The organism is Bradyrhizobium sp. UFLA06-24 (assembly GCF_054967145.1).
In genome coordinates this window covers 209,402-226,337 of record NZ_JADFUE010000003.1, presented here as the reverse complement: position 1 = coordinate 226,337, position 16,936 = coordinate 209,402, and the positions used below count along the sequence as shown (strand labels likewise).

Below are 16,936 nucleotides of genomic sequence, written 5' to 3'. Positions count from 1 at the left end.
TCCGGCAATTGTTAGCACGCCGGCCGCCGATTCCTCCTGCGTCAGGTGCAGGCGTGCTCTGCGGCAGCGCATTTCGGCCCGTGGAATTGCGGTCCTGGGTCAACTCCGCATCACGAATTTTGCGACGGCCCGATTGCGGAGCCTTAGTTTAGCGAAGCTTCAATTTTACGAAGCTTTGGCGGCGCGCTCGCGTTCGACGCGCTCGGTGACGTCGCGCGCCATCGCGACCGATCCGAGCACGTTGCCGCCCGCGTCACGCACCAGCGCGAAGGTCATTTCGATGTAGAGCTTGCGTCCGCTCTTGTGCAGCGCGCGGGTCAGCGTCGGCTTGCCCGCAAGCTTCATCGCGCCGCTGGCGAGCGCGGCCTCAAAGCCCTTCCAGTGCGCGGCGCGCAGATGCTCGGGGATGATCAGATCGAGATTCTGGCCGAGCGCTTCGTCTGCCGCGAAGCCGAACAGTGCGGCGGATGCGCGATTCCATCGCATGATGGTGCCGGAGCGATCCGAATAGATCAGCGCATCGGCGACGTCGTTGAGGATGTGTGCGTCGAGTTGATCGGTCATGGCGAGACCTCGTTGGATTTCATACATCCTGACACAAATTCGGTGTCATGGCCCGACTTGATCGGGCGATCCAGTACTCCGAGACGGCGGTGATCAAGTCGAGAAGCCGCGGCGTACTGGATTCCCCGCTTTCGCGACGCTTTCGCGGGGAATGACAGCGGAGCGCGAGGCTCACACTACACCCGGAAATGCTTGCTCAGCTTCAGGCCCTGCGCCTGGTAGTTGGAACCGATGCGCTGGCCGTACATGGCATCGGGGCGAGACAGCATCTTCTCGTAGACGAGGCGGCCGACGATCTGGCCGTGCTCGAGGATGAACGGCACTTCGCGTGAGCGCACTTCCAGCACGGCGCGCGATCCTTGCCCGCCGGCACCTGCATAGCCGAAGCCGGGATCGAAGAATCCGGCGTAATGCACGCGGAACTCGCCGACCAGCGGATCGAACGGAACCATCTCCGCGGCATAATCGGGCGGCACCTGCACCGCTTCCTTCGAGGCGAGGATATAGAACTCACCGGGATCGAGGATCAGGCTGCCGTCGGGGCGCGCCGAGATCGGCTCCCAGAAATCTTCCACCGCATAGCCCGAACGACGATCGACATCGACGACGCCGGTGTGACGTTTGGCGCGATAGCCGACGAAGCCACTGCCCTTCTCGCCGGAGAGATCGACGGAGACGGCGACGCCGCCCGTGAGATCGGCATCGTCGACATCGACCAGGCGCTCGGCGGCATGCAGGCCATCGAGCTCGTCGGCAGTGAGGATGGCATCGCCGGTGCGGAAGCGCACCTGGCTGAGGCGCGAGCCCTCGCGCACCAGCACCGGGAACGTCTTCGGACTGATCTCGGCGTAGAGCGGACCGTGATAGCCGGCGCCGATCATGTCGAAGCGGCGGGTGCCATCGGCGATCACGCGGGTGAAGACATCGAGGCGGCCGGTGGAGCTTTTGGGGTTCGCGGCAGCGACGATCTCCGGCGGCAGCGCGAGACTCTCCAGCAGCGGCACGATGTAGACGCAGTTGGTCTCCAGCACCGCGCCGTCGGCGAGGCTGAACTCGTGCAGCTTCAACTGGTCGATGCGCTCGGCGACGGTGGCGCCGGGACCGGGCAGGAAGCTCGCGCGCACGCGATAGGCGATGTCGCCGAGGCGCAGATCGAGGCTCGCCGGCTGGATCTGGCTTTCGACGAAATCGTAGGCGGGCAGGATAAGGCCCTCTTCCGCCATCGCCGCGATCATGCGGTCGGGCAGGATACCATTGGCGTCGGCGGCGACCGTGAAACTCAACCGGGAATCCTCGTCAGGGGGCAAACGCATCCGGACATGCGAAAATACCAGCATTTACGGCTATCCGATGGACGCCTTGACGGAAAGGGCATTGCGGAATATGAGCATCACTTATCCCGTGGTGATTTGAGCCGGCCGGCTTGCAGCCACGTTAAATAAGTCGCTAAACAGGCCGGGGACCTCTGTGATCCCGGCCCGTGGAGATATCCAGGCCGGTTTTTTTTGTGACCGTTTTTGACGAGACGGTCATATCGGAGGGTCCTATGTCGAAGTCGCCTGCTGCTTACCGCCCCGAAACCCGTCTGGTCCATTCCGGCACGCTGCGCTCGCAATATGGCGAGACGTCGGAGTCGCTGTTCCTGACGCAGGGCTACGTCTACAACAGCGCCGAGGAGTGCGAGGCGCGGTTCAAGGGCGAGGACCCCGGCTTCATTTACTCGCGCTATTCGAACCCGACGATCGCAATGTTCGAGCGCCGCATGATCGAGCTCGAAGGCGCCGAGGCCGCGCGATCGGCTGCGACCGGCATGGCGGCAGTGACGACGGCGATCCTGGCGCCGCTCAAGGCCGGTGATCACGTGGTGGCGTCGCGCGCGCTGTTCGGCTCCAATCTCTATGTGTTGCAGGACCTGCTGCCGCGCTACGGTATCGAGACCACCCTGGTCGACGGTGCCAATCTCGACGAATGGCAGCTGGCGGCGAAACCCAATACCAAGACGTTCTTCCTGGAAAGCCCGACCAACCCGACGCTCGACGTGCTCGACATTCCTGGCATTGCCGAGATCGCGCACCAGGCCGGCGCGCGGCTGATCGTCGACAACGTGTTCGCAACGCCGATCTGGCAGAGCCCGCTCGCGCTCGGGGCCGACGTCGTCGTCTACTCCGCGACCAAGCATATCGACGGCCAGGGCCGCTGCCTCGGCGGCATCATCCTGTCGTCGGAAGCCTTCATCGCCGAGCACATCCACAATTTCATGCGCCAGACCGGCCCGTCGATCTCGCCGTTCAACGCCTGGGTTTTGCTCAAGGGACTGGAGACGCTCGGCGTGCGCGTGCGCGCGCAGACCGACACCGCCGCGCGCATCGCCGACGTGCTGGCAAGCCATCCAAAGATTGCGCGGCTGGTCTATCCCGGCCGCGAGGATCATCCGCAGGCGGCGCTGGTCAAGAAGCAGATGCGAGGCGGCTCGACGCTGGTCGGCTTCGAGGTGAAGGGCGGCAAGGCCGCGGCCTTCCGCGTGCTCAACGAGCTCAAGCTCGCGAAGATCTCGAACAATCTCGGCGATGCCAAGAGCCTCGTGACCCATCCGGCGACGACGACACATCAGCGGTTGAAGCCCGAGGTACGCGCCGAGCTCGGGATCGGCGAGGGATTCATCCGCTTCTCGGCCGGGCTCGAGCATCCGGATGATCTGATCGAGGATTTGACCGCGGCGCTGGAGAAGGCGTGAGAAACGAGTTCTGTAGGGTGGGCAAAGCGCAGCGTGCCCACCAATTGCGGCGATTAAGCTGAGAGACGGCAGGCACGGCGCGCGAGGAGCGCGCCTTTGCCCACCTTGCGGCACCCGTGCCTACATCGGCCGATAGGTCCGCACATCCGCCGGCACGTTGACGCCAAGCTTGATCTGGCCGACCGAGCGGATGATGTCGTCGCCGAGCAACTGGGCGAAGCAGGCATAGCCCCAATCGTTCATGTGCAGGCCGTCGGCGATGACGAAGCTCTCGACCGGCAGCGCCTGCTTCTCGTGCCAGTCGCGCATCACCTCGAAGCGCGGAAAAATGCCGACGTGACGCAGCTCGGCGACCTTGCCGAGCAACTTCACCATCTTGCCCGCGCTCTCGGCGCGCTTGTTGACGGCAGGTGAATATTGCGGATCGACCAGCACGATGTCGGCCTCGTCGGCGGCCTGGATCCGGCTGATGCCTTCTTCCACTGTTTTCGCCGTATCGCCGGGATCGAGGTTACGCAGCACGGCATTGGTACCGACCTGCCAGATCACCATGTCAGGATGCACGTCGATCACCTCCTTCTGGAGGCGCTTCATCATCTCGGGCGCGTCCTCGCCACCGACACCGGCATTGATGACGGTGATATCGGCGGTCGGATATTGCCGACGCAATTGCACGGCGAGGCGGTTCGGATAGTTGAAGTCCGGCGAGCTCGCGCCAAAGCCCGCGGTCGAGGACGAGCCGAACGCGACGATCACGACGGGCTTGCCGGCAATGAGCTTGTTCGCGACATGCGGCAAGGAGCCCATGGTCTTCGAGACGCCCTTCGGCGACAGGCAGGGCACGCGGCTGAAAATATCGCCGGCGGATTTCGCGACCTGCTTCACCTTGTCGATGGCGCGCGAGGTGAGACCGCGCTGCTCGCCTGCCGGCTGGCCGGTTGCGGCGACGGTCGTCTGGGACGGTGACGGCGGAGCGGGATCAGCCGCCTGCTGTGGAGCAGCTGTCGTCTGCGCGGCTTGCGCGCGAGCGGGTGTCTGCACGATGGGCATCAGCATCAGCAGCGCCGCCGCTGCGGGCGCAGCCAGCCGTGTCGACAGGCAAAAAGGGCGGAGAGAACTCATTAACGCTAGACCTCAATTTTGCTGCTCGGCCGGCCCCAGATGGGCGGCGTCGATCACGAACTGTGCCAACGCCCGGCCGATGCAATCATGGACCTGCTTCGCCAGCTCTGGGCCGCGGGTCGGGCTGAACAGGTCGAACTGACCCTGATCATTCCACTGCCGCATCATCGCGAAACGGTCGAACAGCGGGATATCATGCTCCTGCGCCACCACCCGCATATTATCAAGATAAGGCGGCGCCGAGATCATGGTTTCGGTGCGGGGGCTGTACTGCAAATTCATCAAGACGACGTCAGCCCCTGCATTTTGCAACGCAGCGACCCCTTCGGTCACCGCGTTGCGAAACTCGTCGGGATCGATGGATCGGATAGCATCCACGGTCCCGGTCTGCCAGATCACCAAAGTAGGCGTTTTTGCTTCCATCAGCTTAACGAAGCTTCCGGCAGTCTCCTCCGCGGTCTTCTTGCTCTGTATTTCTACGGAGACGTGCACGACCTCCGACGGCGGCAGCTTCTCCTTGAGGATCGCCTCCATGCGCGCCGGATAGGAGCTGCTCTCCGACGACGGAATGGTCGTCGAGCGGCTTCCGACGACCAGGATTTCGAGCGGTTTGCCTGATTTGACGGTGTCGGCGACCTTGTGGAGCTGGCTTTCGCTTGTCAGCAGGTAGGACGGCAATTCGCACGCCGCGGGCAGGGTCGGAGCAGCAGGCGCAGCATCCTCGGCGCGCGCCGACGGCGCGGCGAGGCCACCGCACAGCAGGATCAGGCTCAGGAGTACCTTCGCCTTCATCAGCCCCCTCCCGCCAGATCGGCGTTGCCGACGGCGTTTTTGGTTTTCGCACCGCTTTTGTCAGCCACGCGCTTGTACCACGAAATCACCCAAGCCACCGCCCACATGATCAGGATTCCGGCGAGACTGATCAGCGCATGCATGGCCGGTCCACCGGAGACCTCGGCCAGGATGAAATGGCCGGCAAAGGCCAGGAAGACGCCGAGACAGAAGATCTCCAGGGAATGCTGGCCGCACAGGATCAGCGGCCGCAGCCACGGCGATTTCAGGCCCGGCCACTCACGCGGCAGGAAGCGCACGGTGAGCGCCGCCAGCGCCAGGAAATGCGTGAAGCGCAGCACGTCCAGGTCGGTCTTGTCGATCGGATACATCCACTGCTCGAGCCGCTTCGGCATGTAGTGCGACAGCTGCGGCACGTACCAGGTCAGCGTCACGCAGAACGCTGCGACGAGATAGGCAATCGAGATCCACATCGTCACCGGGGAGGCGAGAATGCGCGACATGCGTCGCGCACCTCCGAGCGCGCACCAGGCCCCGAACACGAACAGCAATTGCCATGCCAGCGGATTGAACGCCCAGAATCCGTTCGGATAGGCCGAGAAGTAGAGGTCGAACTCCCACGTCGCCGCGTAGAGCAGGGCCGACAGCGCCAGCGTGACGTCCGGCTTCCACTTCATCGACCACAGGATCAGCGGCAGCGCCAGCATCAGCACGATATAGAGCGGCAGCACGTCCATGTTGACGGGACGGAAGCGCAAGAGCAGCGCCTGCACGATGGTGATGTCGGGCTGCTTGAGGAAATCCATGATGCCCATCTCTTCGGTGTAGAGCGGGTTCTCGAAGCTGGTCGCCACATAGGAGATCTCGGCGAGGAAGATCGTGAACAGGAAGACGTGGGCGACATAGATCTGCCAGACCCGGCGCAGGATGCGCGCGGTGGCGACCACGAAGCTGTTCTCCAGCATGGCGCGGCCGTAGACGAACGCGGCGGTGTAGCCGGAGATGAAGATGAAGATCTCGGTGGCGTCGCTGAAGCCGTAATTGCGGATCGTGAACCAGGTCAGCAAATTCGGCGGCAGATGGTCGATGAAGATCAGCCACAGCGCCAGGCCGCGAAAAAGGTCGAGCCTGAGCTCGCGCTCGCCGATGGCGGGCAGCGTGATCGCCGGCGCACGCAGCTTCGCCTCCACGGGCTTGGCACCCGCGGGGGTGGCGCTTGCGGTTCCTGCGATCGATCCCGTCACTTGATCGGCAATGGTCATCGGGGCCCAAAAACCCTTCCGCAAATCGCGACGTTTCTAAGGGAGTGTATCGGTCCGGTCGCCGCCTCGCAAAGCGGCCGGATCACATACGGGTGTATCTTGGGGGTGTACTTCCCCGTTAATTCTGGCGGGACGATGTCGCCAAAGCCCCCGCGGCATTTGGTTCCGGACGAGGATTTCGTTATGATGGCAACCATGTACCGCGCCGTGACCCGCCAGATCGAAGTGACCGTCGAGCCGAACTTTGTTCCGGAGCAGTCGTCGGCCGACCGCTCGCGCTATTTCTGGTCCTACACCATCGTCATCACCAATTCCGGCGAGGAGACCGTGCAGCTCAAGACGCGGCATTGGATCATCACCGACGCCTCCGGCCGGCAGCAGGAGGTCAAGGGCGAAGGCGTCGTCGGCGAGCAGCCGACCCTCGCCCCCGGCGAGCGCTTCGAATACACCTCGGGCGTCCCGCTCTCGACCGCCTCCGGCTTCATGACCGGCCGCTACCAGATGGTCAGCGAGACCGGCGAGCGTTTCGAGATCGAGGTGCCGACGTTCTCGCTCGACAGCCCTGACAACAAGCGGGTGTTGAACTAGAGCGGACGGCACCCACAACTGTCATGCCCGGGCTTGACCGGGGCATCCAGTACGTCGCGGCCTCTCGATTTCATCGCTACCGTCTCGGAGTACTGGATCGCCCGATCAAGTCGGGCGATGACACCAAGTATATGGTGCGCAATGACGTACGTGGCGCCTAGGCGCTCTCCACGCCCGCCTCGTGCGGCGTGAACTGGTAGACCGAGCTGCAGAACTCGCAGGTCACGACGACCTTGTCGTCCTTGACCATCGCGATGCGATCATCCGGCGAGAAGCTCTTCAGCATCGACGCAACCGCGTCGCGCGAACAGGAGCATTGCGCCTTCAGCACAAGCGGGTTGAACACGCGCACGCCGCGTTCGTGGAACAGGCGGTAGAGCAGCCGCTCGCCGGAGAGATCGGGATCGATCAGCTCGACGTCCTCGACAGTCTCGATCAGCGAGCGCGCCTCGACCCAGGCATCATCCTCGGCGATGCTATGCACCTCGGCGCCTTCGGGCGCGTCGCCGGGATGCAGGTCGGCCTGCCGCGCGCGCTCAGGCGCCTTCGGCAAGAACTGCATCAGCATGCCGCCGGCACGCCAGCGATGCTTGCCACCGTCGCTCGAGCGCCACTCCTCGCCGACCGCAAGACGCACGCGCGTCGGGATCTGCTCGGAGCGCAGGAAATATTCGTGCGCGGCATCTTCCAGGCTGCCGCCGTCGAGCGCGACCAGGCCCTGGTAGCGGCTCATGTCGGGCCCCTGATCGATGGTCATGGCGAGATGGCCGCGGCCGAGCAGCGCGCCGGAATCCTTGGCATCGCCGAGACGCTCGGCATCGAAGCGCGCATAGGCGCGCAGGCGATCCGGCGCCTGATAATCCACCACCAGGAACGACACCGGACCGTCGGTCTGGGCCTGCAGGATGAAGCGGCCCTCGAATTTCAGCGCAGAGCCGAGCAGCGTCGTGAGCACGATGGCCTCGCCGAGCAGCTTGCCGACCGGGGCAGGATAATCGTGCTTGGTCAGGATGTCGTCGAGCGCGGGGCCGAGCCGCACCAGGCGGCCGCGGACGTCGAGCGCGTCGACCTCGTAAGGCAGCACGGCATCGTCGATCGGAACCGCCGAAGGCGCGCGAACCGGGCCCTCGGGTCCGGTTTTCATGTCGGGGGATTGGGAAACCATGGCGCTCTATCTGGGATCGGTCGATGCAAAATGAAAGAGGTACGCCCGCATTCCGTCGATGGAACGACGGCCTGCGTAGCCCGGATGGAGCGCAGCGCAATCCGGGACTAGTCCATCCCCGGCCCCCCGATTTCGCTGCGCTCCATCCGGGCTACAAGGAAGGCTACTTCACCGCGTCAAAGCACCAGGCCAGAATGCCCTTCTGCGCGTGCAGGCGGTTTTCGGCCTCGTCGAACACGACCGATTGCGGGCCGTCGATCACTTCGTCGGTGACCTCCTCGCCGCGATGGGCGGGCAAGCAGTGCATGAACAGCGCATCGGGCTTGGCCAGCGACATCAGTTTGGCATTGACCTGATAGGGCTTGAGCACGTTGTGGCGGTGCTCGCCTTCCTTGTCGCCCATCGACACCCAGGTGTCCGTGACGACGCAATCGGCGCCCTTCACGGCGGCTTCCGGATCGGTACCGATCACGATCGATGCGCCGGTGGCCTTGATGAAGTCGCGCATCACCTTCTTCGGAGCGAGTTCCGGCGGTGTCGCGACATTGAGCTTGAACTTGAAACGCTCGGCGGCATGGGCCCAGGACGCCAGCACGTTGTTGTCGTCGCCGGTCCAGGCCACCGTCCGACCTTCGATGGGGCCGCGATGCTCCTCGAAGGTCATCAGATCTGCCATCACCTGACAGGGATGCGAGCGCCGTGTCAGGCCGTTGATGACAGGCACCGTGGCGTTCGCCGCGAGCTCCAGCAGCGCCTCGTGATTGAGGATGCGGATCATGATGGCATCGACATAACGCGACAGCACGCGCGCGGTGTCGGCGATGGTTTCGCCGCGGCCGAGCTGCATCTCGGCGCCGGTGAGCATGATGGGCTCGCCGCCGAGCTGGCGCATGGCGACATCGAACGAGACGCGGGTGCGGGTCGACGGCCGCTCGAAGATCATCGCCAGCGTCTTGCCTTCGAGCGGCCTGACCGGCTGATGCGCCTTCTGCTTCGCCTTCATGGCGGAGGAGGCCGCGAGCATGCTCTTGAGCTCCGACAGCGGCAGCTCGTTGATATCGAGGAAGTGCTTGGGTGACTTGCTCATCAGCTTGCCGCCCGCTTGTTGCCGGACAGCGCCGTGCAGGCGCGTTCGAGCCTGACGACGCTGTCCTCGATCTCGGCTTCGGTGACGATCAACGGCGGCAGGAAGCGCACGACATTGTCGCCGGCGCTGACGGTGAGCAGCTTCTCGTTGCGGAGCGCTGCGACCAGGTCGCCGGAGGGCACCACGGCCTTGATGCCGATCAGGAGCCCCTCGCCGCGCACTTCGCTGACGACATCGGGGTGGCGGTCGATCACGGAGGCGAGCTTCTGCTTGAGCAGCAACGACATCTTCTGCACGTGGTCGAAGAACCCGGGCTTGAGCATGACGTCGAGCACGGCATTCGCGGCCGCAATCGCCAGCGGATTGCCCCCGAAAGTCGAACCGTGCGAGCCGGGGCCCATGCCGGCGGCAGCATCGGCGGTCGCCAGTATCGCGCCGATCGGGAAGCCGCCGCCGAGCGCTTTCGCCAGCGACATCACGTCGGGCGTGACGCCCGTGCGCCGGTGAGCAAAGAGATCGCCGGTGCGGCCCATGCCGGTCTGCACCTCGTCGAACGCGAGCAGCAGACCCTTCTCATCGCAGAGCTGACGCAGCGCCTTGAGAAAGCCTGATTGCGCCGAACGCACGCCGCCCTCACCCTGGATCGGCTCGATCAGGATACCGGCGGTGTGCGGGCCGATCGCCTTCTTGACGGCCTCGAGGTCGCCATGCGGCACCTGGTCGAAGCCGTCCATCGGCGGACCAAAGCCTTCGAGATATTTTGCAGAGCCCGTCGCGGCGAGCGTCGCCAGCGTGCGGCCATGGAAGGCGCCCTCGAACGTGATGATGCGGTAGCGCTCCGGGTGCCCCTTGGAGAAGTGATGGTGGCGCACCAGCTTGATGACGCCCTCCAGCGCCTCGGCGCCGGAATTGCAGAAGAAAACGAAGTCCGCAAAGCTCTCGCTGCACAGGCGCGCGGCGAGCTTCTCGCCATCAGGGCTCTGGAACAGGTTCGACATGTGCCAGAGCTTGGTTGCCTGCTCCTGCAACGCCTTGACCAGCGCAGGATGGGCATGGCCGAGCGCATTCACCGCGACGCCCGAGGTGAAATCGAGATAGCGATCGCCGTTGGTCGCGATCAACCAGACGCCTTCGCCGCGCTCAAAACCAATGTCGGCCCTGGCGAAAACGGGGAGCAAATGCGGCGCTGCGCTGCTGGTCATGACGATCACTTGATTGTTGCGGACGGTGAAGGGTGCATTGCGCAACGCACCATTGACCGGCCCGGAAAACGAAACGTGCCGCCTTTTAAGGGCGGCACGCGCGACTATCTTAGGCCTGGTGAAACCGGTGTCAATGCCGCCCGGAAAGCCTCGCGAAACGCTGATTCCGTAGTCTTGCGGTGGCGTTTTTGCGGGAATTTCGCCACGGAACATGTGGAAGCGAGTCGGCGGACTCTTGCGCGTGAGTCGCGCCATATTGTAGCGTTTGGCTTGTCAGATACGACATCTCGTGCAGCAGTCCTGATCCCAGAAGTCCTCATGTACCGGCGTAAACGTTCGGGCGCATCTCGCGCGCCCGGCGAGCCTTAAGGGATTCTGACGGCACGGGTTTTTCGAGACTTAGGCATTCGTCGTGCCGCCCCGAAGATGGCGGCGCGCGGCGAAGGAAAGGGTGCAATGACGGTTTTGACCTGGTCCGACGATCGCGTCGAGCAGCTGAAAAAGCTCTGGGAGGCCGGACTTTCGGCCAGCCAGATCGCCGCCGAGCTTGGGAATGTCACCCGTAACGCCGTGATCGGCAAGGTGCACAGGCTCGGCCTGTCCGGCCGCGCCAAGAGCCCGACGTCGGCAGCTCCACGGCCGCGCAAAGCGCGGCCCGCGCAGCACATGATGCGGGTGAGCCGGCCGATGGCGCGCGGCAACACCGCGCTGGCGCAGGCCTTCGAGGTCGAGGTCGAGGCAGAGCCCGTCACTTACGACAACGTGGTGCCGATGAGCCAGCGGCTGTCGCTGCTCGAGCTGAACGAGGCCACCTGCCACTGGCCGGTCGGCGATCCCTCGAGCCCGGATTTCTTCTTCTGCGGCGGAAAGGCGCTGTCCGGCCTGCCCTACTGCGCCCAGCACTCGCGGGTTGCGTATCAGCCGGCCGCCGATCGCCGGCGTGCGCCGGCGAAGCCGGGCGCGCGGTGAGCTGAACGAATTTAGCTGACAACGACGACAGCCGTGACACGATCACGGCTCAACGGACTCGGTGTCGGCGACGGCTGAGACCGCCGCAGCCGTCGTACGCAACTCACCTGCGCAAACCTACGTCTGCTCGGCCTTCGCAAAGCGATCGTCCAGCGCATAGCCGGCACCGCGGACGGTGCGGATGGGGTCCTGCTCGCGGCCGAGATTGAGCAGCTTGCGCAGCCGGCCGATATGAACGTCGACGGTGCGCTCGTCGATATAGATGTCGCGGCCCCAGACGCTGTCGAGCAGCTGCTCGCGCGAGAACACGCGGCCGGGATGCTCGAGGAAGAACTCCAAAAGGCGGTATTCGGTCGGGCCGAGATCGATCGGACGGCCCGAGCGCGCCACGCGGCGCTTCTCGCGATCAAGCTCGATGTCGCCGAAGGCGAGGACGGTTGCGAGCCGCTCGGGGCTTGCGCGGCGGAGCAGGCCCTTCACGCGCGCCAAGAGCTCGGGCACCGAGAACGGCTTGACGATGTAATCGTCGGCGCCGGTGGCGAGCCCCCGCACCCGCTCGCTCTCCTCGCCGCGCGCGGTGAGCATGATGATCGGCAGCTGCTTGGTGTCGGACCGCGTCCGCAGCCGGCGGCACAGCTCGATGCCGGACAGCCCCGGCAGCATCCAGTCGAGCACGATCAGATCGGGGATGTGCTCCTTGAGACGGGTGTCGGCGTCGTCGCCGCGCATCACCGTCTCGACGTCATAGCCGTCGCCTTCGAGGTTGTAGCGGAGAAGCTCGGTCAGAGCTTCCTCGTCCTCAACCACCATGATGCGTGCGCCCATCGGGTCGTCGCTCCTTGCGTAATCAGGTGTTCGGGACCGTCGTGGCGAACGTCGTCATGTCGCCCTTCGGCCGCTTGTCGGTGATGGCCTGGCCTTCGATCATGTAGAACACGGTCTCGGCGATATTGGTGGCGTGGTCGCCGATCCGCTCGATGTTCTTGGCGCAGAACATCAGGTGGATGCAGAACGAGATGTTGCGCGGATCCTCCATCATGTAGGTGAGGAGCTCGCGGAACAGGGAGGTGCAGATGGCGTCGACCTCCTCGTCCCCCTTCCACACCGCCATCGCCGCCGGCAGATCATGCGCCGCATAGGCGTCCAGCACCGACTTGACCTGCTGCTGCACGAGGTCGGTCATGTGCTCGAGGCCGCGGAACAGCTTGAGCGGATGGAAGTCGGTCTCCAGCGCCGCGACGCGCTTGCCCATGTTCTTGGCGAGGTCGCCGATGCGCTCGAGATCGGTGGCAACGCGCATCGCGCCGACGATCTCGCGCAGATCGACCGCCATCGGCTGGCGGCGCGCGATGGTGAGCACGGCGCGCTCCTCGATCTTCCTCTGCAGCGTGTCGAGCTCGGCGTCGATGGTGACGACCCGCTGACCGAGCGCGACGTCGCGGCGGATCAGCGCATCGACGGAATCGACGATCATGCGCTCGGCGATGCCGCCCATCTCGGCGACCAGACGGGTGAGCTCCTGGAGGTCGGTGTCGAAGGCCTTTGCGGTATGTTCAGAACCCATGTTCCGTCTCCTCAGCCGAACCGGCCGGTGATGTAATCCTGCGTACGCCGGTCGGATGGCGACGTGAAGATCTTGCTGGTGTCGTCGAACTCGATCAGCTCGCCGAGATACATGAAGGCGGTCTTGTCGGAGACGCGGGCCGCCTGCTGCATGTTGTGGGTGACGATCGCAATCGTGTAGTTCTCGGACAGTTCCTGGATCAGCTCTTCGACCTTGGCGGTCGAGATCGGATCGAGCGCCGAGCAGGGCTCGTCGAACAGAATCACTTCGGGCCGCACCGCCACGGTGCGGGCGATGCAGAGACGCTGCTGCTGCCCGCCGGAAAGCGACAGGCCGGAGGCGTTGAGCTTGTCCTTGACCTCGTTCCACAGCGCGCCGCCGCGCAGCGCCTTCTCGACGCGGTCGTCCATCTCGGACTTCGAGATCTTCTCGTAGAGACGGATGCCGAAGGCGATGTTCTCGTAGATCGTCATCGGGAACGGCGTCGGCTTCTGGAACACCATGCCGACGCGGGCGCGCAGCAGGTTGAGGTCGAGCTTGGGGTCGAGGATGTTGGTCTGGTCGAGCATCAACTGGCCGGTGACGCGCTGGCCCGGATAGAGGTCGTACATCCGGTTGAAGATGCGCAGCAGGGTCGACTTGCCGCAGCCGGACGGGCCGATGAAGGCGGTGACTCGGTTGGTGCCGAGCGTCAGGTTGATGTTCTTCAGCGCGTGGTGCTCGCCGTAATAGAAGTTGAGGTTGCGCACTGTCACCTTCGCCGGCGCTTCCGGCAGCGGCTGCTGCGAGGCCAGATGAGCGTTGGAGCTCACGGATACGGACAGGTCGGTCATTTTGCGGTCCTCTCGGCGCCGAGGATGCGGGCGCCAATGTTCAGGGCAAGCACGGTGAGCGTGATCAGCAGCGCACCGCTCCAGGCGAGCTGCTTCCAATAGGCGTAGGGGCTCTGGACGAAGTTGTTGATGGTGACGGGCAGGTTCGCCATCGTCTTGTTCAGGCCGAGACTGAAGAACTGGTTCGACAGCGCGGTGAAGAGCAGCGGCGCGGTTTCGCCGGCGACGCGGGCGGTCGCGAGCAGCACCCCGGTGATGAGGCCGGAGCGCGCGGCGCGGTAGGCGATCCGCTTGATCACCAGCGAGCGCGGCAGGCCGAGCGCCGAGGCCGCCTCGCGCAGCGCATTCGGCACCAGCAGCAGCATGTCCTCCGTCGTGCGCAGCACCACTGGGATAACGATCACGGCGAGCGCGAGCGAGCCTGCGATCGCCGAGAAGCCGCGCATGGGCACCACCACCGCGCCATAGATGAACAGGCCGATGATGATCGAGGGCGCCGAGAGCAGGATGTCGTTGATGAAGCGGATCACCGAGGTCAGCTTGTCGTTGCGACCGTACTCGGCGAGATAGGTGCCGGCGAACAGGCCGAGCGGCGCGCCGATGCCAACGCCGATCACTGTCATGATGATCGAACCGACGATCGCGTTGCGCAGGCCCCCTTCAGTCGAGCCCGGAGGTGGCGTGTCTGCTGCAAACAGCTCGACATTCAGGCCCGAGACCCCGTTATAGAGCAACGTCATTAGGATCAGCGCCAGCCAAGTGACACCGAAGGCGGCGGCTGCAATACACAGGCCGCGGACGACGATGTCCTTGCGGCGGCGGCTCGCATAAATCGGGTTCATGGCGTCAGGTCCCCGCCTTCTTTTCCAATCGCATCAGCATCAGCCGGGCGCCCGCGAGCACGAAGAACGTCAGCACGAACAGCAGCAGGCCGAGCAGGATCAGGCCGGATTGGTGCAGGCCGTCGCTCTCGGCGAATTCGGAGGCGATCGCCGCCGAGATCGTGGTGCCCGGCGCGAAGATCGAGGACGAGATGCGGAACGAGTTGCCGATGATGAAGGTCACCGCCATGGTCTCGCCGAGCGCGCGGCCCAGCGCCAGCATGACGCCGCCGATGATGCCGACGCGGGTGTAGGGGATCACCACGCTGCGCACGACCTCCCAGGTGGTGCAGCCGACCCCGTAGGCGGCCTCCTTCAGCACCGGCGGCACGGTCTTGAACACGTCGACCGAGATCGAGGTGATGAAGGGCAGCACCATGATGGCGAGGATCAGCGCGGCATTGAACAGGCTGAGGTAAGACGGCGGGCCGGCGAAGATCGCGCCGAGCACGGGGACACCGTCGAAGATCTTGATCATGAAGGGCTGGAAGGTGTTGGCCAGGAACGGGCCCAGCACGAAGAAGCCCCACATGCCGTAGATGATCGAGGGAATGCCGGCGAGCAGCTCCACGGCCATGCCGATCGGACGGCGCAGCCATTGCGGGCAGAGCTCGGTCAGGAAGATCGCAATGCCGAGACCGACGGGAATGGCAATCAGCATCGCGATGAAGGAGGTAACGAGCGTACCGTACATCGGCCCGAGCGCGCCGAGCACGGGCGGATCCGCCGAGGGCGCCCAGCGCTGCGTCCACAGGAACGCGAAGCCGTATTCCTTCATCGCCGGAAAGGCGCCGACGATCAGCGACAGGATGATGCCGCCGAGGATGAGGAGAACTGAGATCGCGGAGAGCCGGGTGATCCAATAGAAGGTGACATCGCCGAGCTTGAACGCGCTCAAGGCCTTGGCGCGGTCATACGGTCCGGCGTCGTCGATTACGTCGCTCTGAACAGCCATCTCTGCCACGCCGATCCCCTGTACCAATTTACTCGTTCTTGTTTGATCGGTCTCGTGCCCCGGACGCGGCGCAGCGCGTAAGCGGTGCGACGCAGATCCGGGGCCACCTCTTGTGGGTCCCGGCTCAGCGGTGCGTCATTTCATGCCGCACCGCGTCCGGGACACGGGAGCCTGGGCTCAGCTCTTGATCTCGGCAGACCAGGTCTTCTCGATCTGCTGGACAACGCTGTCCGGCATCGGGATGTAGTCGAGCTCCTCGGCCGCCTTGGCGCCGTTCTTGAAGGCCCAGCGGAAGAACTTGATGGCTTCCTGCGAGGCCGCCTTGTCGGTGGCATCCTTGTGCATGAGGATGAAGGTCGCCGCCGTGATCGGCCAGGACTTGTCGCCGGGCTGGTCGGTCAGGATGACGTAATAGCCGGGCGCCTTGGACCAGTCGGCGTTGGCTGCGGCCGCCTGGAACGCCTCGGTGGTGGGCTCAACGGTCTTGCCGCCCTTGTTGACCAACTTGGTGTAGGTCAGCTTGTTCTGCTTGGCGTAGGCGTACTCGACGTAACCGATCGAGTTCTTGGTCTGGCTGATGTTGCCCGACACGCCTTCATTGCCCTTGGCGCCGACGCCAACCGGCCACTCGACGGCGGTGCCCTCACCGACCTTGCTCTTCCAGTCGGCGCTGACCTTGGAGAGATAGTTGGTGAAGTTGAAGGTGGTGCCCGAACCGTCCGAGCGGCGAACCACGGTGATCGCCTCCGACGGCAGCTTCACGTTGGGATTGAGCTTCTTGATCGCGGCGTCGTCCCACTTGGTGATCTTGCCGAGATAGATGTTGGCGAGGGTCTCGCCGTCAAACACCATCTCGCCGGCCTTGACGCCTTCAAGGTTGACGACGGGAACGATCGCGCCCATCACCATCGGCCACTGCGCGAGACCGTCCTTCTCGAGCTGCTCGGCCTTGAGCGGCATGTCGGTCGCGCCGAAGGTCACGGTCTTGGCCTGGATCTGCTTGATGCCGCCGCCGGAACCGATCGACTGGTAGTTCAAGCCGTTGCCGGTCTCCTTCTTGTAGGCATCAGCCCATTTCGAATAGATCGGGAACGGGAACGTCGCGCCGGCACCGGTGATGTCGGCTGCAAAGGCCGCCGTCGTCGTGGCGGCGACCAAGCCGGCAGCGACGATCGTCTTGATGAAATTCATGCTGGTCTCCATACAGGGGAGCGAAGC

Annotated in this window: 17 protein-coding genes and 1 riboswitch; of the genes, 3 read left to right on the top strand and 14 right to left on the bottom strand. The window is 64.4% G+C overall.

Features of this window, described 5'->3' with window-relative positions:
- Positions 1-165: 165 nt before the first annotated feature.
- The gene (locus IF809_RS04980; RefSeq protein ID WP_462836987.1) at positions 166-564 is read right to left on the bottom strand and encodes a PAS domain S-box protein; all 399 of its coding nucleotides are present in this window, start codon (positions 562-564) and stop codon (positions 166-168) included.
- Positions 565-740: 176 nt separating this feature from the next.
- A complete protein-coding gene (locus IF809_RS04975) occupies positions 741-1,877 on the bottom strand; it encodes a 2'-deoxycytidine 5'-triphosphate deaminase (RefSeq protein ID WP_128969512.1) in 1,137 nt (378 codons plus the stop codon).
- 78 nt (positions 1,878-1,955) lie between these two features.
- Positions 1,956-2,035: riboswitch (SAM riboswitch) on the top strand.
- Between the two features lie 75 nt (positions 2,036-2,110).
- On the opposite strand from IF809_RS04975, the gene IF809_RS04970 reads away from it, so the two are divergent.
- Positions 2,111-3,298: an O-succinylhomoserine sulfhydrylase gene (locus IF809_RS04970; RefSeq protein ID WP_462836986.1), complete on the top strand. Its 1,188-nt coding sequence runs from the start codon at positions 2,111-2,113 to the stop codon at positions 3,296-3,298.
- 120 nt (positions 3,299-3,418) lie between these two features.
- On the opposite strand, the gene IF809_RS04965 is transcribed toward IF809_RS04970, so the two are convergent.
- Genes IF809_RS04965 through IF809_RS04955 form a run of 3 tightly spaced genes read right to left on the bottom strand, consistent with a single transcriptional unit; the run spans position 3,419 to position 6,474 of the window.
- Positions 3,419-4,420 (bottom strand): SGNH/GDSL hydrolase family protein, encoded by a 1,002-nt coding sequence (locus IF809_RS04965; protein ID WP_462836985.1) that lies wholly within the window; start codon positions 4,418-4,420, stop codon positions 3,419-3,421.
- Positions 4,421-4,432: 12 nt separating this feature from the next.
- A complete protein-coding gene (locus IF809_RS04960; protein ID WP_128968866.1) occupies positions 4,433-5,212 on the bottom strand; it encodes an SGNH/GDSL hydrolase family protein in 780 nt (259 codons plus the stop codon).
- Positions 5,212-6,474 (bottom strand): OpgC domain-containing protein, encoded by a 1,263-nt coding sequence (locus IF809_RS04955; RefSeq protein ID WP_462836984.1) that lies wholly within the window; start codon positions 6,472-6,474, stop codon positions 5,212-5,214. Before IF809_RS04955 ends, IF809_RS04960 begins: the two co-directional genes overlap by 1 nt.
- Positions 6,475-6,669: 195 nt before the next feature.
- Between IF809_RS04955 and apaG the strand changes: the two genes are divergently transcribed.
- A complete protein-coding gene (gene apaG, locus IF809_RS04950; RefSeq protein ID WP_164939076.1) occupies positions 6,670-7,062 on the top strand; it encodes a Co2+/Mg2+ efflux protein ApaG in 393 nt (130 codons plus the stop codon).
- Positions 7,063-7,219: 157 nt separating this feature from the next.
- On the opposite strand, the gene IF809_RS04945 is transcribed toward apaG, so the two are convergent.
- The 3 genes from IF809_RS04945 to IF809_RS04935 all read right to left on the bottom strand — a co-directional run bounded on the left by IF809_RS04945 (position 7,220) and on the right by IF809_RS04935 (position 10,516).
- Positions 7,220-8,227 carry an Hsp33 family molecular chaperone gene (locus IF809_RS04945; protein WP_128968869.1) on the bottom strand — a complete coding sequence of 336 codons (1,008 nt, stop codon included), beginning with the start codon at positions 8,225-8,227 and terminating at the stop codon, positions 7,220-7,222.
- A 163-nt stretch (positions 8,228-8,390) separates the two neighbouring features.
- Positions 8,391-9,314, bottom strand: a complete 924-nt coding sequence (argF, locus tag IF809_RS04940) for an ornithine carbamoyltransferase (protein WP_128968870.1) — start codon at positions 9,312-9,314, stop codon at positions 8,391-8,393.
- Complete coding sequence (locus tag IF809_RS04935; protein ID WP_462836983.1) at positions 9,314-10,516, bottom strand: acetylornithine transaminase; 1,203 nt, start codon at positions 10,514-10,516, stop codon at positions 9,314-9,316. The genes argF and IF809_RS04935 overlap by 1 nt, the downstream gene beginning before the upstream one ends.
- A gap of 456 nt (positions 10,517-10,972) precedes the next feature.
- On the opposite strand from IF809_RS04935, the gene IF809_RS04930 reads away from it, so the two are divergent.
- Entirely contained in the window at positions 10,973-11,485 is a 513-nt protein-coding gene (locus IF809_RS04930) for a GcrA family cell cycle regulator (protein WP_128968871.1), read from the top strand.
- 117 nt (positions 11,486-11,602) lie between these two features.
- Here IF809_RS04930 and phoB read toward each other — a convergent pair whose 3' ends face one another.
- The 6 genes from phoB to pstS all read right to left on the bottom strand — a co-directional run bounded on the left by phoB (position 11,603) and on the right by pstS (position 16,909).
- A complete protein-coding gene (phoB, locus tag IF809_RS04925; protein ID WP_092289108.1) occupies positions 11,603-12,310 on the bottom strand; it encodes a phosphate regulon transcriptional regulator PhoB in 708 nt (235 codons plus the stop codon).
- A gap of 22 nt (positions 12,311-12,332) precedes the next feature.
- The gene (gene phoU / locus IF809_RS04920; RefSeq protein WP_128968872.1) at positions 12,333-13,049 is read right to left on the bottom strand and encodes a phosphate signaling complex protein PhoU; all 717 of its coding nucleotides are present in this window, start codon (positions 13,047-13,049) and stop codon (positions 12,333-12,335) included.
- 11 nt (positions 13,050-13,060) lie between these two features.
- A complete protein-coding gene (pstB, locus tag IF809_RS04915) occupies positions 13,061-13,882 on the bottom strand; it encodes a phosphate ABC transporter ATP-binding protein PstB (RefSeq protein ID WP_080133537.1) in 822 nt (273 codons plus the stop codon).
- Positions 13,879-14,724, bottom strand: coding sequence for a phosphate ABC transporter permease PstA (gene pstA / locus IF809_RS04910; RefSeq protein WP_128968874.1), 846 nt, complete (start codon positions 14,722-14,724; stop codon positions 13,879-13,881). The genes pstB and pstA overlap by 4 nt, the downstream gene beginning before the upstream one ends.
- 4 nt (positions 14,725-14,728) lie before the next feature.
- On the bottom strand, positions 14,729-15,718 hold the full coding sequence (pstC, locus tag IF809_RS04905; RefSeq protein WP_453983750.1) for a phosphate ABC transporter permease subunit PstC: 990 nt from the start codon (positions 15,716-15,718) through the stop codon (positions 14,729-14,731).
- A gap of 177 nt (positions 15,719-15,895) precedes the next feature.
- The gene (gene pstS / locus IF809_RS04900; RefSeq protein WP_462836982.1) at positions 15,896-16,909 is read right to left on the bottom strand and encodes a phosphate ABC transporter substrate-binding protein PstS; all 1,014 of its coding nucleotides are present in this window, start codon (positions 16,907-16,909) and stop codon (positions 15,896-15,898) included.
- Between the last annotated feature and the right edge of the window lie 27 nt (positions 16,910-16,936).

Excerpts from the sequence above, each read along its gene's own strand:
- IF809_RS04980 (WP_462836987.1), bottom strand. The coding sequence starts at position 564 with ATGACCGATCAACTCGACGCACACATCCTCAACGACGTCGCCGATGCG.
- IF809_RS04975 (WP_128969512.1), bottom strand. The coding sequence starts at position 1,877 with ATGCGTTTGCCCCCTGACGAGGATTCCCGGTTGAGTTTCACGGTCGCC.
- IF809_RS04970 (WP_462836986.1), top strand. The coding sequence starts at position 2,111 with ATGTCGAAGTCGCCTGCTGCTTACCGCCCCGAAACCCGTCTGGTCCAT.
- IF809_RS04965 (WP_462836985.1), bottom strand. The coding sequence starts at position 4,420 with ATGAGTTCTCTCCGCCCTTTTTGCCTGTCGACACGGCTGGCTGCGCCC.
- IF809_RS04960 (WP_128968866.1), bottom strand. The coding sequence starts at position 5,212 with ATGAAGGCGAAGGTACTCCTGAGCCTGATCCTGCTGTGCGGTGGCCTC.
- IF809_RS04955 (WP_462836984.1), bottom strand. The coding sequence starts at position 6,474 with ATGACCATTGCCGATCAAGTGACGGGATCGATCGCAGGAACCGCAAGC.
- apaG (WP_164939076.1), top strand. The coding sequence starts at position 6,670 with ATGTACCGCGCCGTGACCCGCCAGATCGAAGTGACCGTCGAGCCGAAC.
- IF809_RS04945 (WP_128968869.1), bottom strand. The coding sequence starts at position 8,227 with ATGGTTTCCCAATCCCCCGACATGAAAACCGGACCCGAGGGCCCGGTT.
- argF (WP_128968870.1), bottom strand. The coding sequence starts at position 9,314 with ATGAGCAAGTCACCCAAGCACTTCCTCGATATCAACGAGCTGCCGCTG.
- IF809_RS04935 (WP_462836983.1), bottom strand. The coding sequence starts at position 10,516 with ATGACCAGCAGCGCAGCGCCGCATTTGCTCCCCGTTTTCGCCAGGGCC.
- IF809_RS04930 (WP_128968871.1), top strand. The coding sequence starts at position 10,973 with ATGACGGTTTTGACCTGGTCCGACGATCGCGTCGAGCAGCTGAAAAAG.
- phoB (WP_092289108.1), bottom strand. The coding sequence starts at position 12,310 with ATGGGCGCACGCATCATGGTGGTTGAGGACGAGGAAGCTCTGACCGAG.
- phoU (WP_128968872.1), bottom strand. The coding sequence starts at position 13,049 with ATGGGTTCTGAACATACCGCAAAGGCCTTCGACACCGACCTCCAGGAG.
- pstB (WP_080133537.1), bottom strand. The coding sequence starts at position 13,882 with ATGACCGACCTGTCCGTATCCGTGAGCTCCAACGCTCATCTGGCCTCG.
- pstA (WP_128968874.1), bottom strand. The coding sequence starts at position 14,724 with ATGAACCCGATTTATGCGAGCCGCCGCCGCAAGGACATCGTCGTCCGC.
- pstC (WP_453983750.1), bottom strand. The coding sequence starts at position 15,718 with ATGGCTGTTCAGAGCGACGTAATCGACGACGCCGGACCGTATGACCGC.
- pstS (WP_462836982.1), bottom strand. The coding sequence starts at position 16,909 with ATGAATTTCATCAAGACGATCGTCGCTGCCGGCTTGGTCGCCGCCACG.